The organism is Staphylococcus sp. GDX8P114P-2, from assembly GCF_017892945.1.
Classification (GTDB): domain Bacteria; phylum Bacillota; class Bacilli; order Staphylococcales; family Staphylococcaceae; genus Staphylococcus; species Staphylococcus arlettae.
In genome coordinates, this window is the sequence record NZ_JAESMB010000007.1 from 99264 (window position 1) to 114226 (window position 14963).

The 14963-nt window shown below is 34.3% G+C and carries 15 protein-coding genes; 9 read left to right on the forward strand and 6 right to left on the reverse strand.

What is annotated here, in order from left to right; all coding sequences use genetic code 11:
• Window positions 1–3: 3 nt before the first annotated feature.
• The 8 genes from hisG to hisIE are packed head-to-tail and all read left to right on the forward strand — an operon-like array spanning window position 4 to window position 6079.
• Window positions 4–621: an ATP phosphoribosyltransferase gene (hisG, locus tag KA845_RS02870; protein WP_002510012.1), complete on the forward strand. Its 618-nt coding sequence runs from the start codon at window positions 4–6 to the stop codon at window positions 619–621.
• Window positions 611–1873, forward strand: a complete 1263-nt coding sequence (hisD, locus tag KA845_RS02875) for a histidinol dehydrogenase (protein WP_031266806.1) — start codon at window positions 611–613, stop codon at window positions 1871–1873. The genes hisG and hisD overlap by 11 nt, the downstream gene beginning before the upstream one ends.
• A complete protein-coding gene (locus KA845_RS02880; RefSeq protein WP_002510010.1) occupies window positions 1866–2870 on the forward strand; it encodes a pyridoxal phosphate-dependent aminotransferase in 1005 nt (334 codons plus the stop codon). The genes hisD and KA845_RS02880 overlap by 8 nt, the downstream gene beginning before the upstream one ends.
• Entirely contained in the window at window positions 2848–3426 is a 579-nt protein-coding gene (hisB, locus tag KA845_RS02885) for an imidazoleglycerol-phosphate dehydratase HisB (RefSeq protein WP_002510009.1), read from the forward strand. The genes KA845_RS02880 and hisB overlap by 23 nt, the downstream gene beginning before the upstream one ends.
• Window positions 3423–4019 carry an imidazole glycerol phosphate synthase subunit HisH gene (hisH, locus tag KA845_RS02890; protein WP_002510008.1) on the forward strand — a complete coding sequence of 199 codons (597 nt, stop codon included), beginning with the start codon at window positions 3423–3425 and terminating at the stop codon, window positions 4017–4019. Before hisB ends, hisH begins: the two co-directional genes overlap by 4 nt.
• Entirely contained in the window at window positions 3994–4698 is a 705-nt protein-coding gene (gene hisA, locus KA845_RS02895; protein ID WP_002510007.1) for a 1-(5-phosphoribosyl)-5-((5-phosphoribosylamino)methylideneamino)imidazole-4-carboxamide isomerase, read from the forward strand. The genes hisH and hisA overlap by 26 nt, the downstream gene beginning before the upstream one ends.
• Window positions 4695–5453 carry an imidazole glycerol phosphate synthase subunit HisF gene (hisF, locus tag KA845_RS02900; RefSeq protein WP_002510006.1) on the forward strand — a complete coding sequence of 253 codons (759 nt, stop codon included), beginning with the start codon at window positions 4695–4697 and terminating at the stop codon, window positions 5451–5453. Before hisA ends, hisF begins: the two co-directional genes overlap by 4 nt.
• Window positions 5450–6079: a bifunctional phosphoribosyl-AMP cyclohydrolase/phosphoribosyl-ATP diphosphatase HisIE gene (gene hisIE / locus KA845_RS02905; protein WP_103388736.1), complete on the forward strand. Its 630-nt coding sequence runs from the start codon at window positions 5450–5452 to the stop codon at window positions 6077–6079. Before hisF ends, hisIE begins: the two co-directional genes overlap by 4 nt.
• 656 nt (window positions 6080–6735) lie before the next feature.
• Here hisIE and KA845_RS02910 read toward each other — a convergent pair.
• Window positions 6736–7440: an SDR family oxidoreductase gene (locus KA845_RS02910; protein WP_021459759.1), complete on the reverse strand. Its 705-nt coding sequence runs from the start codon at window positions 7438–7440 to the stop codon at window positions 6736–6738.
• Window positions 7441–7612: 172 nt separating this feature from the next.
• Here KA845_RS02910 and KA845_RS02915 point away from each other — a divergent pair, with 172 nt between their 5' ends.
• Complete coding sequence (locus KA845_RS02915) at window positions 7613–7882, forward strand: DUF1413 domain-containing protein (RefSeq protein WP_002510003.1); 270 nt, start codon at window positions 7613–7615, stop codon at window positions 7880–7882.
• Window positions 7883–7964: 82 nt separating this feature from the next.
• Here KA845_RS02915 and KA845_RS02920 read toward each other — a convergent pair whose 3' ends face one another.
• The 5 genes from KA845_RS02920 to KA845_RS02940 all read right to left on the reverse strand — a co-directional run bounded on the left by KA845_RS02920 (window position 7965) and on the right by KA845_RS02940 (window position 14849).
• On the reverse strand, window positions 7965–8150 hold the full coding sequence (locus KA845_RS02920; RefSeq protein WP_210127785.1) for a hypothetical protein: 186 nt from the start codon (window positions 8148–8150) through the stop codon (window positions 7965–7967).
• Window positions 8151–8405: 255 nt separating this feature from the next.
• Complete coding sequence (gene uidA, locus KA845_RS02925) at window positions 8406–10196, reverse strand: beta-glucuronidase (protein WP_103388735.1); 1791 nt, start codon at window positions 10194–10196, stop codon at window positions 8406–8408.
• A 23-nt stretch (window positions 10197–10219) separates the two neighbouring features.
• Complete coding sequence (locus tag KA845_RS02930; protein WP_103388734.1) at window positions 10220–11623, reverse strand: MFS transporter; 1404 nt, start codon at window positions 11621–11623, stop codon at window positions 10220–10222.
• Between the two features lie 434 nt (window positions 11624–12057).
• Window positions 12058–13257 carry an AraC family transcriptional regulator gene (locus tag KA845_RS02935; protein ID WP_103388733.1) on the reverse strand — a complete coding sequence of 400 codons (1200 nt, stop codon included), beginning with the start codon at window positions 13255–13257 and terminating at the stop codon, window positions 12058–12060.
• 518 nt (window positions 13258–13775) lie between these two features.
• Complete coding sequence (locus KA845_RS02940) at window positions 13776–14849, reverse strand: YkvI family membrane protein (RefSeq protein WP_103388732.1); 1074 nt, start codon at window positions 14847–14849, stop codon at window positions 13776–13778.
• Window positions 14850–14963 lie beyond the last annotated feature (114 nt).

The window sequence follows — 14963 nt, forward strand, 5'->3', positions numbered from 1 at the left end:
ATTATGCTTACCGTTGCACTCGCAAAAGGAAGATTATTAAAAAGTTTTATAAGTTATTTAGCAAATAAAAATGAACAAGCTATCGTGAATGCTTTAGAAAACCGTGAACGCCAATTATTAATTACGGTCAACGACATTCAATTTGTGTTAGTTAAAGGTAGCGATGTCCCTATTTATGTAGAACAAGGCGTTGCTGATGTAGGAATTGTAGGTAGCGATATTTTAGAAGAAGGCAATTACACTATTAATAATTTATTAGATTTACCATTTGGTGAATGTCACTTTTCATTAGCTGCTAAACCCGAAACAACTGAGTTTACTAAAGTCGCAACTTCTTATATGCAAACTGCACGTCAATATTTTGAAGCTCAAGGTATGGATGTAGAATTAGTTAAACTGTCTGGATCGATAGAACTTGCCTGTCTTGTTGATATGGTAGACGGTATTGTAGATATTGTGCAAACTGGTACTACATTAAAATCAAATGGACTTGTTGAAAAAGAGACTATTAAACCTATCAATGCCAAACTTATTACTAATAAACAAGCCTACTTTAAAAAATCAACAGAAATCGAAGGCTTAATCAAACGATTGGAGGTATCAGTCATTGATCTTAAATAAAGAAACATTTTTTAATACTTTATCAGAAACCGCTTCTTTGAATGAAGATTTATATTCGATAGTTAAAGACATTTGTGACAATGTCAAAAAACATGGCGACCGTGCTTTACTGCAATATAATAAACAATTTGATCATGTCGATAATCCAGAGCTCAAAATATCTAATGCAGAGATTGAGGCTGCCTATGCACGCATAGATGAGGATTTAAAGCGTGCTTTACAACAAAGTCATCAGCGCATCGAAGCATTCCAACAATCTATTAAATGGGAAGAACGTAAAGGCCAAGATGAATGTTATGAATTGTATCATCCTTTAGAGAGTGTTGGTATTTATGTACCGGGAGGCAAAGCAAGTTATCCATCTACTGTTTTAATGACAGCAACTTTAGCCAAAGTTGCTGGAGTCAAAAACATTGTAGTTGTTACACCTCCACAACAAGAAGGTATCCCTGATGTTGTTCTTGCTGCTTGTTATATTACTGGTGTAACTTCAGTATATCAAGTAGGAGGTGCGCAAAGTATCGCTGCTTTAACTTATGGTACAGCAACTATACCTCAAGTTGATAAAATTGTTGGTCCCGGAAATCAATTCGTAGCGTATGCTAAAAAATACTTATTCGGTAATGTTGGTATCGATCAAATTGCTGGTCCAAGTGAAATTGCCCTTATCATCGATGACACAGCAGATTTAGATGCAGTCACTTACGATGTCTTTGCACAAGCGGAACATGATGAATTAGCACGTACATTTGTTATTAGTGAAGATATTTCATTGTTGAAAAGACTAGAAGATAAAATCCAAGCGACACTTACTCAAATTGAACGCCAAGATATTGTTAAAGCAAGCTTAACGCAAAACCATTATTTAGTTGTGGCAAACGATTTTACTGAGGCATGCGATATCATGAATACAATTGCACCTGAACACGCTTCTATTCAAACACAAAATCCAGAAGAGTACTTACACCATGTTCGCTCTGTTGGCGCATTATTCTTAGGCCACTATTCACCTGAAGTGATTGGTGATTATGTGGCTGGACCGAGTCATGTCTTGCCAACAAATCAAAATGCTCGTTTCACTAATGGATTATCGGTCAATGATTTTTTAACACGCCATTCCGTAATCAACCTATCGCAAAAGACATTTAATGATATACAGCAAAGTGCAAAAACAATTGCACATACGGAACAGCTTTATAATCATGAACAATCTATTACTATTCGTACATCAAAGGAGTATGACAATGATTAGAATAAACAAAAATGAAAGTCCACTACGGCCGTTATCTGAAAGTCAACTGGCGACTATTATTAATGATTCTGCTTTTAACTTTTATCCTGATGCAGAATATGAACAATTCAAACGAGCTTATGCCGATTTTTATCACTTCCAAGCTGAACAAATTATCGCTGGTAATGGGTCAGATGAATTGATTCAAAAACTTATGCTAATTATGCCTGACGGGCCAGTGTTAACACTTAATCCAGACTTTTTTATGTACCAGGCATATGCTGCCCAAGTCAAACGCCCTATTCATTTTGTTGAAGCACAAGCTAATCTAACATTCGACTTAGACACAATCTTACAACGAATAGAAGAAGTACGACCTGCATTTTTTATTATGAGCAATCCGCACAACCCAACAGGTAAACAATACGATTCGGTATTTTTACAAGCTATTGCTGATAAAATGTATGCTATAGGTGGCTACTTTGTGATTGATGAAGCGTATCTGGATTTTGGCACTGCCTATAGCTTTGAGAAAGTAGATCATGTATTACAAATGCGTACACTATCAAAAGCATTTGGTTTGGCTGGCTTGCGCTTAGGCGTATTGATTAGTACAGCTTCAACGATTGCTAAAATCAAACAAATCGAACATCCATATCCATTAAATACAGTTACACTAAAAATAGCATTATATATGTTTGAACGCCCTGAGCAAACAAAACAGTTTATTAATCATCAACGCTATTTGGCACAACGGTTACGTGATATGTTAAATCAAGAAGTTTCACATTTGATGACTATTTTCTCATCTGCGACAAACTTTGTGTTAACACAAGGAGAAGCAGCTGAATCATTAGGACAATATATTTACCAACACGGTTTTTTACCACGTTTCTACGACGAAACTATAATGCAAGACTATGTACGCTATTCCATTGCTACAGATGAGCAATTAAATACTTTAGCGCAACTTATCAAAGACTGGAGGCAAGACTATGAACTATCAAAAAACGCGTAATACAGCTGAAACAAAATTAGAAATCACATTATCAGATGATAATGCACCTAGTAATATCAAAACAGGTGTTGGTTTTCTAGATCATATGCTGACTTTATTTTCATTTCACAGCAAACTTACGCTGAATATAGAAGCAAATGGTGATATTGAAGTAGATGATCACCATGTTACTGAAGACATCGGTATTGTACTCGGTCAATTGCTATTAGAAATGGTCAAAGACAAAACTACATTCCAACGTTATGCTGCGAGCTACGTGCCAATGGACGAAACACTTGCACGTACCGTAATTGATATTAGTGGTCGCCCTTATTTATCTTTTAATGCAACTTTAAGCAAGGAAAAAGTAGGCACTTTTGACACTGAGCTTGTAGAAGAGTTCTTTCGAGCATTTGTCATAAATGCTCGATTAACGACGCATATTGATTTAATTAGAGGTGGGAACACTCACCATGAAATTGAAGCAATTTTCAAATCATTTGCACGTGCATTAAAATCAGCACTGACAGCGAATGATTACCAAGGCATCCCGTCATCCAAGGGCGTGATTGAATGATCGCAATTATTGACTATGGCTTAGGCAATATCAAAAATATCCAACGTGCAGTTGAACATTTGGGTTACAATTCAATACTTACTGATCAACCTTCTGAAATTAGTCAAGCCGATGCGATTATTTTACCAGGCGTAGGTCATTTTCGAGATGCCATGCAAGCTATAGCATCTCGAAATTTAATAACTACATTACAACAAATTACTAATATTCCAGTTATTGGTATTTGCTTAGGTATGCAATTAATGTATGAGCATAGCGCTGAAGGTGATGTTGATGGTTTGAAATTAATTCCCGGTATAGTGACACCAATTAAGACCACCTACCCTGTACCACATTTGGGCTGGAATAACTTAAGTAGCTCTATACCTACATTAAATAAAGATGTTTATTTTGTGCACTCTTATCAAGCGGAGATGTCACCCTATGTAGTTGCATATGCTGATTACGGCACCCTAATACCTGCAATTGTTCAATATAAAAATTTTACCGGTATACAATTCCATCCTGAAAAAAGTGGTATGTATGGCCTTTCAATTTTAAACCAAGCACTTCAAGGAGGATTTTCAAATGATCAAACTTTGGCCAGCAATTGATTTAATCAATGCAACAAGCGTCAGACTAACAGAAGGTAAATATGATTCTGAGGAAAAAATGGCCAAAAGTGCCGAAGAAAGTATTAAGTTTTATAGTCAATTTGACTGTGTAGACCGTATTCATATTGTTGATTTAATTGGTGCTAAAGCACAATCAGCAATTGAACATGACTATATTCATACTTTAAGACAATTAACTGAAAAACCTATGGAAGTAGGCGGTGGCATCCGTACTGTAGATACAATTAACACATATTTTAATGATGGTATTGATTTTTGTATTGTGGGGACAAAGGCTATTCAAGATGTTGAATGGCTAATTGAAATAACACATACTTTCCCACATCGTATTTGCCTTTCCATCGATGCTTATAAACAAGCTATTAAGATTAATGGTTGGGAACAAGATGCACAACTGGACCTTTTTGAATTTTTGGAACAAATCAATGACTTGCCATTAGCAGGTATTATCTATACTGACATTTCCAAAGATGGACGAATGGCAGGACCAAATTTTGAAATAACAGGAAAGCTTGCCAGTCAAACTAACATACCTGTTATTGCATCGGGAGGCATTAGAAATCAAGATGACTTAACACAATTAGAACAGTTAGGCGTCGATGCTGCCATTGTAGGAAAAGCCGCACACAAACCAGAATTTTGGGAGGGCTTAAAATGATAAAAAAAAGAATCATTCCTTGTTTAGATGTTAAAGATGGACGTGTTGTAAAAGGTATTCAATTTAAAGGCTTACGCGATATTGGTAACCCTGTAGATTATGCACTCTATTATAATGATCAAGGTGCTGATGAATTAGTCTTTTTAGATATTTCACGAACAGAAGCAGGACATGATTTAGTATTAGATGTCATCCAAGAGACAGCCGCCAAACTTTTCATACCATTAACTGTTGGTGGTGGCATATCAACATTAGATGACATTTCTCAATTACTTAATCATGGTGCTGACAAAGTATCTCTAAATTCTAGTGCTTTAAAAAACCCACAATTTATCAAAGAAGCGAGTAATAAATTTGGTAGCCAATGTATTTGTATAGCGATTGATAGTAACTATGACTCTGAACTCGAAGACTATTATTGCTACACACATGGTGGTAAACAGCGCACTAACAAACGTGTATATGATTGGGTGCAAGAAGTTGAAGCTTTAGGTGCAGGAGAGTTATTGATTACAAGTATGACACATGACGGTATGAAACAAGGCTTTGATGTCACACATTTACATGAAATTGAACAACGCGTTAACATTCCAATTATCGCCTCAGGTGGTGGCGGCAAACCGAGTCATTTTGTTGATTTATTTAAACAAACAGATGTCTCTGCAGGGTTAGCTGCGAGTATATTACATGATAAAGAAACTACCGTAGATGAGATTAAAACATGTATGTCAGAAGGAGGTATTCCAGTACGATGACCCAACAACCAGATTTTAGTAAAGGGTTACTCCCAGTAATTTTACAAGATAGCACTACTAAGCAAGTATTAATGTTAGGTTATATGGATAAAGCTGCTTATGATAAAACCATCGCTGATCAAATTGTCTGTTTCTATTCACGTTCTAAAGAACGTTTATGGGTTAAAGGCGAAACATCTGGCCATACTCAAGAGGTTGTTTCAATGCATTTAGATTGTGATCAAGATACTTTATTAATTGAAGTCAAACCTAATGGACCAACTTGTCATACAGGCAGCCAAAGTTGTTTCAATACTACAGTACCATTTTATGTACAAAACCTAGCAGAAACAATTGTCGACAGTTTAAACTCTACTAAAAACAATTCATATACTAAATATTTATTAGCAGAAGGACTAGAAAAAATCACGAAAAAGTTTGGTGAAGAAGCATTTGAAGTAGTTATTGGTAGTATGAAACAAGATAAAAATGAAGTAACCAACGAAACTGCTGACTTACTTTATCATTTATTTGTCTTGTTGCAAGCTTTAGATATCGACTTTGCATCTGTGGAACAAGTACTTGCAGAACGCCATAAAAAGTCCAACAACTTTAAAGGAGAGCGTTCTGATATAGACAATTGGTAAGTTCAAGGGAGTGGGACAGAAATCTGATTTTGGAAAAATGATTTCGTTGTCCCACCCCGGCAAGGATGACTAGCTTTGAAACAAGCTTGGTTCGAAGCGCATTTTCAATGCAGTCAGCTACTGCCCCATATGAAAAGAGGTTTAGAATAAAATATGGAGTGGGACAGAAATCTGATTTTGGAAAAATGATTTCGTCGTCCCACCCCGGCAAGGATGACTAGCTTTGAAACAAGCTTGGTTCGAAGCGCATTTTCAAAGCTAGTCAGCTACTGCCTATATGAAAAGAGACTAGAACAAAGCAATGATGTTCTAGCCTCCATAACGTAAACAAATCCTTTGAATTAATTTGCGAAGGGTTTGTTTATTTTCTACTTATATAGTTTTGTCAAAATAATAGTGCTTTTTCGTATATTTACTTAGTAGGAGATAATGTCGACCTATCAAATCATCTGGTACATATAACCTATATCCTGTTGGCAGTATTTATGCCGACTCCTGTGGGTAAAGCACTAGCCGAAGACTACAGGCTGAGGCAGTGCCCACGGAAAGCGTGCATAAAAACTGCCAATATAGCAAACAGTCAGCTACTGCCCATATGAAAAGAGGTTGGGACGAATCAGTATTCTCCCAGCCTCTTTTTTTCTTATGCCATCTAATTAAACCGGACGTACTGTCACTTCATTGACATTAACATGTGCTGGTTGTAATAAAGCATAGACTGCTGCTTCCGCAATGTCGTTAGCTTCTAATTTTTTACGTCCGCCCCAGTCTGTATCACTGCTTAACGGTGTGTCTACCATGCCTGGTGAGATACTCGTAACTCTTACACCAGTTTTCGCTAATTCTTTTTCTAACCCTTGTGTAATAGTATGCACTGCTGCTTTTGTCGCACTATATAATGTACTTTGTTTTGTAACTTCAAAGCCAGAAATAGACGCAATATTTATAATGTGACCAGAAGATTGTGCTAAAAATTCTGGTATTACGGCATTAATACCATACAATGTCCCTTTAATATTAACATCTATCATTGTATCCCATGCGTCCACATTGCCCTCAGTTACACTTGAGGATAACATTTGTCCCGCACTATTAACTAAAACATCAATTTGACCAAAAGTTTGTTTTGTAAATTCAATAAGCCCGTTGACAGACGCATTTGATGTAACATCAGTTACATGTGTTTCTACATTTACATCATATTGCGTTGTAATTTCTGTTTCTACGTTTTTAAGACGTGTTTCGTTTCTTCCTGCTAATACGAGATTGATCTTATGGCTAGCAAATGATTTAGCTATTGCTGCTCCAATACCACTACTTGCACCCGTAACGACTGCCACTTTATTCGCTAATTCTGTCATAAAATTCTTACCTCCATCTGTTTTACTTTTTTACTACGTTCACTTTATCATATTCTATAAAGAGACTTTACTGTTATGCTTTAGTGAGCCAATTACTACCGATAAATACATGCAAAAGTTTATTTGGTAGTATAAACTAGAATGTAATCATAATATTTTAGGGGGATTAATGATGACTTTCGATACACGACTAGACGCATTACGTCAACAAAAGGATCGTACAAGTTTTAGCTTTAAGTTTGCAGAGCTCTTTTCAGCAGAAGAATGGATTGACTTAGACTTAAATCATCGTAAATACCTTGAACGAGAATTTCGTCGCTACATTAATAACCATGATCATTTACGTATCCCATATGTTAGCGAAGACAACATACGTATGCGCATGTACAATTTAGAGTATGACTATAACGAGGTTAAAACCAATTTCAAAGCATATATTTAGCAATATAAAAAGCCAAGCTATCCTTTTCACTTATGAGGATACTTGGCTTTTCATTTATGAGGATACTTGGCTTTTCATTTAATTATGAAGCTGACAATAGTACTTTGCCATAGTTATACAACTTTTCAGCGTTCACATAGCAAATATAATCAATGCTCCGATAACCGTCTTTCAAATCACTTATCATGCCTTGGTTAACACCGGTATGTTTATATATGTCATAGCTACTTTCATTTGAAAAGATTACACTTTCAATAACTGCTCTCATAATTTATCACTCCAACTTATAATTTACTTTGTGAGTTTGTCTTTACACTTTTTATCTTACACAGTTCTGTATTAAATTAAAAGAATTTGTGATTAACTTCACAAAATAGTCATTTTTATTATTCCTAATGGACAATTTTTATATAGTAAAAATGACGAAGTATGAACCATCTAAAAAGTTTTCACACTACGTCATCTTTATTTTGTTACTTATACAACAACTCTATTTTATGACTATCATTACACGCGGAAAGTATTAATTTTTATAACCAAAATCTGGAATATTTTCCCAACGTTTTTTGAAATAATATGCTACCGATTTCGGACGACGTTCACGAGTGAAGATACCTTTCTTATTACCTTGTACACGGATTAAGCCAGCACTAGTTTCAAAATCAGCAAAATTCCATGTTTGCTCACCAATAAAGTTTGGATATTGGTCCACTACTTCGTGATTAGCTTCATAATAACGGACTTGATACTCTTCAGTAAACAACTCATCTGTAACAGTATGCAGTCCCGCTAAAGTATCTGCACCATATTCTGTGAACATAATAGGCTTATTAGGTTGAGCTTCTCCCCATGCGTCCAGTTCTTGTTGTAAAGCTATTTTGGCAGCTTCAAGGTCACCTGTTTGTGTGTACCAACCATAATATCTATTGAGACATAAGACATCTACTAAATCTTGAACTTGGCAGACGTCTGGTTGTGATGTCAGTATTGTAACTATAGTTACAGGACGATTTTGCGGATCTTGTTCACGTGCCAAGTTAATAAGTGGTTCGAAATATTCTTTTGCACCTTTTTCATTTGATGCTGGTTCGTTAGCAATTGACCACATTACAACACAAGCATGGTTTTTATCACGTGCAATTAATTCCTCAATCACCGCTTCATGGGCTTCTTTAGTACCTATTTCTTTAAATGTATCTCTATTCGTGCCACCATTTAATACCATATCAAAGTTCAGATGAACACCTACTGCTGTTGTCTCATCAATAACAACAATGCCTTGTTCATCAGCTAAACGCATCATTTCTTCAGAATATGGATAATGCGAAGTACGGAATGAATTACCACCAATCCATTTAATCAAATTAAAATCTAACACATTCGCTGGTTCATTTAACCCACGTCCACTATAATATGTGTCTTCATGTTTACCAAAACCTTTAAAATAAAAGGGCTTGTCATTAATTAAAAATTGGCCATTAGCAACTTTAACTGAACGAATTCCAAAAGGTTCTCTATAAGTATCTACGACTGTTCCATTATTAATAATTGAAACATCGAGCTGGTACAAGTATGCATTTAATGGTTGCCATAATGTAGGATTATCAATGTTAATTGTTCCTTTAGCATCAGTACTTTCACCTACAACCTGTTGTTGTTCGTCTAATACTTGCACATGCACCTCTGCTTGTTTATTTACCGACACATCATAATTGACTTTTGCGTGTGTTTCTAATACTTCAGGCACAATTGCAATGTCTTGTATATAAGTTTGAGGTGTTGTATAAATTTTTACAGGTCTATGTAAACCTGCATAGTTAAAGAAATCAAAGTTAGGATCATTCTTTTTAATGGTCGTATTATTTGGACCTTCTTGCTCATAATACTTGCCTACTGGTAATGTAGTTTCGTCTAGTATATTATTTACGCATACAGTTAATCGATGTTCACCAATAGCATCCTGTGTATCTAGTTCCACTTCGAATGGTAAAAATCCTCCAGTATGTGTAGTAACTATGTTGCCATCAATATACACTGTTGCTTTATGTGTTGCCGAGCCAAAACGTAAGACACAACGTTGACCTTCTAAAACTTTAGGAATAGTAAATTGACGTTCATACCACACATTTCCTACGTGATTACGTATTTCCGTTGTTACACCTTGATCATTGTATGAACCGGGTACAGCCATTACTTTGTCTGTATTTAATGGTTGAGAGACATCAATATTGTCATGATCATGTTCTAGTTTAAAACTCCAAACACCATTTAAATCTAACGTCGTTCTTGTTTCATTTGTAATTGGATATAGCATAATAGTATGCCCCTTTCGATTGATTATAGTTCTTCACGTAATGCTAATTCTTTTACAATTTGATTATGTCGCTTATCTGTTAATGGATAGAAAATTAAAAATATGAATAATCCTAGAATCGTTATAATTAAAGGAAAACCGAAGAAAACAAATTTCATGCCAACTATTGTACTTGCTGTTTGTTCCACATTTGATTTAAAACCTACCATAGCAAGTGCTAAACCAGGTAAGAAACCAGCTAAAGCTTGAGATAACTTTCTAGTAAAGCTATAACTAGAATAAATAATACCTTCAGAACGCAATCCATTTTGCCATTGTCCGTATTCCACAACATCTGCAATAAATGCCCATGATACAGTTGTTGGAATAACTAAAAACATGGAACCTAATGTATTTACAATTAAAAATGGAATTACTTCTCCACCGAATAATGTAAAATTCAATAACTCACAAATTGAAAAACCAGCCGTTCCTATTATAGCTGTCATTTTTTTACCGACACGCTTACTTATATACGTTGTGAGAATTACAGCCGGTATAACGACAATTACATTTAATGTACTTACAACGCCCACTAATCCTTCTTGACCTAGTACATAGTCAAAATAGAATAATTGAACATTTAGTTTTAAAAATTGAGCAGTTATTGTCAATAACGTATAAATTACTAAAACAATAAATGGTACATTTTTAAATAATGATAAAAAAGCTTTTTTACCTAAACCTTTAACATCAGGTCGTTCTACAACATGTCGCTCTTTTACTCCTTTATAACAAATCACATGGAATACCATTCCAAATATTGCTAACACTGCGACTGCAATAGGATAACCCACCGCTTCATTCGGGAATAAACTAACTATTGGTATAACTGACACACCTGCTAAAAACAAAGCACCTTGAGAGCCCATATTTCTAAAAACTGAGAGTTGCGTTCGATCATCGGCATTTAAAGTCATTGATGCTGATAATGAACCATATGGAATATTAACTACTGAATAAGCAGCATTAAATGCCATATAAGCTGCAAATGCCCAAATGATTTTTCCTGTTTCACTAAAATTAGGTGTTAAAAAAGTGACAACAGTCATTATTGCTAACGGCAGTGAGCCATATATAATAAATGGTCTGAATTTCCCCTTTTTACTATAATTTTTTTGATTATCTATATAACTTCCTACACCAACGTCTACAAATGCATCAAAGATTTTTGATACTAAGAAGACTAAACCAGCGTAGACACTTGAAATTCCTAAGACATCAGTTAAAAATTTTAGTAAGTAAATCTGCCCCATATCAAACATCATGCCGTTACCTAAATCACCAAAACCGTATGATATTTTTTCTTTCATCTTCAGTTTAGGTTCTTGAATGGCTTTAAATGTTTTTAATTTCTTATTTGCCGGCTTTAATTTCGTTACAACCATAATTTCACCCCTTTGTAAAAACACGCATAATAGCTAGCACCCTGAATGTAAGCGTTTTCTTATGTAGTTAAATTTTTTTCCTCCTTTGCATATATTCATTGCTTCTTTTATTCGCTTACTAATGCTTATTATATTTTTATATAGAAAACAGTCAACAATATATAACAACGTTGTTATATATTGTTGAACTCTTAATTTTGTGTTTTAAATAGAGTGAAAGTTGTAATTTCGGGCTTTCTCTGACATTGGATACTTGTATTATTATACTTAGCAATAACATGTGTGACGTAGCTTTTTAATAGTTAAGTTTGAGCTTAACTTCTTATATTTGCATGTAAAAATTATTATATTTACATTTTCATTATAAATTTTACATAAGTAGCCACCGTTATGTTAATCATTCATAAAAGCATAGGTTTCATGTGAATTTCAGGTTACTGATTACGATATTTTAAAGGGGTAACTTTATAATATTCTTTAAATTTTTGGGTGAAATAACTCGTCTGTTGATAACCAACAGCTTGTGCAATTTGTGTTACAGTCATATCTGTCCTATTAAGTAACGATTTAGCTTTTTTTAATCGTAATTCCGTTATAAATTGAGCTAACGAGCAACCCATTTCTTTATTAAAAATTCGAGATAAATATGCTGGAGCTAAGTCAACGTATGAGGCAAGTTGCTTCAAAGTTAACTGCCGTGACAAGTTTATTTCAATATATTGTATAACTTTGTTAATTTTAGGACTGTAAGTCGTAGCTTTTACTTTAATGGCACTTTCTGTATACTCTATTACCATACGTCGGATTACTTCATATAGTAGTTCCCCATCTTCCGTTTGATCAATAAGTTTCGCATATTTCGTAGATATGTAATCTATAGTTAATAAATTAACACCTGCTTTTTCAACAGCTTTACGACAAAGTACATTAACAATAAATGCCTTATATTGTGCATTTTTTATATTATCTCTCACACGTTTTAAACCGGCGACACTCATATTCATCTTTTCTAAAATTAGCATTGCCTCTTTCATATTGCCGTTTTCCACTGCTATCAACAATGTATTTTCCAGATTATATCGTGCTTCCAAATTTTGAGTGATATATTGTGTTTGTACTTCATAAGTCGCTTGTTTATTAATATTTAAATGAAAATTAAAATTGATATCTTCAATTTCATACACATATTGTCTTTCTTTAATAAAACGGACGACTAGCCGACACATTTTTTGCGCTTTAATGTGATTACATACTGGAATTTGTAGCAAATATTCTTTTAATACATTTAATTTTGTAACCTTTACATTTAACTCTTCTAACATAGCTTTACATTTTTGTTCGTTTGGACGCTGCTCTAAATAAGGTCCGACCAAATATACTTTATTTTGTTTATTATATTTAAAAAGTAACACGCTGACTCCAAAATAATTACGATAATGATAAATTTTATTACTTTTCATGCGTTGAATAAAATAACGGAATTTTTCTGTAAATTGTTTGCGTTGCGTATTGGTAAAAGGCGTTTTAATGTTATTAATTAAGCCTGATATATCATCTATAAAATAAGACTGTACTTCAATACCTAATAATTCAATCGCATGTGCTTTCAACATAGTTAAAGTGTCATAACTCATAATATCCCCACCCCTACTTATCCATTATATACAACCACATAGTAAGATTGTTAGAGAAAACATGTAAAGGAATTTAATAATTTTGGAAATTATAGCTAATTGGATAGAGTGAGCTCACTCACGAAAAATATAACTTAATAGGGTAATAACATAGTAAAGATTAAAAAATAAACGTTAATTTCTATCTGAAAAGATAGAGAATTTAACGTTTGCTTTATTTTTATAAAATTTTGTGAATTCAATACCATTGAGACTAAACCAACTTCTTGTTTAACTTTTTGGTTGTTTTCAATGGACCTTATTTTTGAATAACAAAATATAAATTGTACCGATTTTGAAATGTGTTGACGCCCGAGGGGAATAGTATGCGTGAGAGACTACAGGCTCTAACCATACCCCAGGCAAGCATGCACAGTCAAAATCGAATGTTTTAAATGTAAAGAGGGCGAATCCATATTAAGGATTCGTCCTCTTATTTTGACAATCGGATCTATGTCCAAGTCTCACTTATTTTAAGTTTACGTTTGCTTTTCACCAAATTTCAATTTAAATGGAGCATAAATTAATACAAAAATTAAAATCAAACCTAAATAACCAATTAATGGATAGAAAATTGCTACTAAATCTGTAAAACCAACAAAGCTTAACAATAATCCTATAATTACAGATACCGTATAAAATACTTTAAATCGCTTCGTATTCACTACGGTAAAACGTGTCGCAAAAGCATAAAACATACCAAGCCCCGTATTAAAGATCATCGCAAAAATTACAATTGCCATGATGAAACCTAAAATAGGTGAAATATTATTAACTATACCTAACATCGGCATATCCATTTGTCCTACATGATTAATTTGCATAAATATAGCCAAATGACTCAACACTATCATAATACCTAGTGCAATACCCCCAACTAAGCCGCCAATCGCTGCAACCTTCGGATTTTTTTCTGATCCTCCCATAACAATTGCCATGGAGGCACCTACCGCTGTATTAAATGACGCATAATTAATACCTGCTACTAGCCAATGTGGTAATGATGAAGGAATAGCATCTGATACTTTATGTAGTTCTCCAAATGATGTGTCTGTTGTCACAAAACTGTATATAGAAATAATAACAATAAAAATAATTAAAAATGGTGTGATGTTACCTATAACCTTTACAACACCATCAACACGAAGCATACCTGCTAAGATGATCAATATTGTCATTAATAACGTACCTACAACTGGGGGCACATTAAACTGCTGGTTTAAATTGGATCCAGCCCCTGCAATCATGACCACACCAACACCAAATAACGTAAATACGATGACAACATCAATTGCCCATCCTAATAACCTTCCTATAACTGAATTTCCAGTAATATTATGAATAACTTTTTTATGAGAGTCTGTTTTCGACCTACTACCTAACCAGACGAGCATCATGCCAACATAAGCAAAGATAGCTGTCGTAATAACTGCACCGAACGTCCCCATAATTCCGAAACTCGTAAAATATTGCAGCACTTCCTGCCCTGATGCAAACCCTGCACCAACAATAACACCTATAAAAGCGCTGGCAATTAATATAATTCTTTTCATATGTATAAACCTCCCCTTATAACTTACTATAACTTAATTGTTAAATTTATCAATTATTACTATTTAAGTAACATAATATATACAAACAAAAAACGCTAACAGTTAAATTGTTAG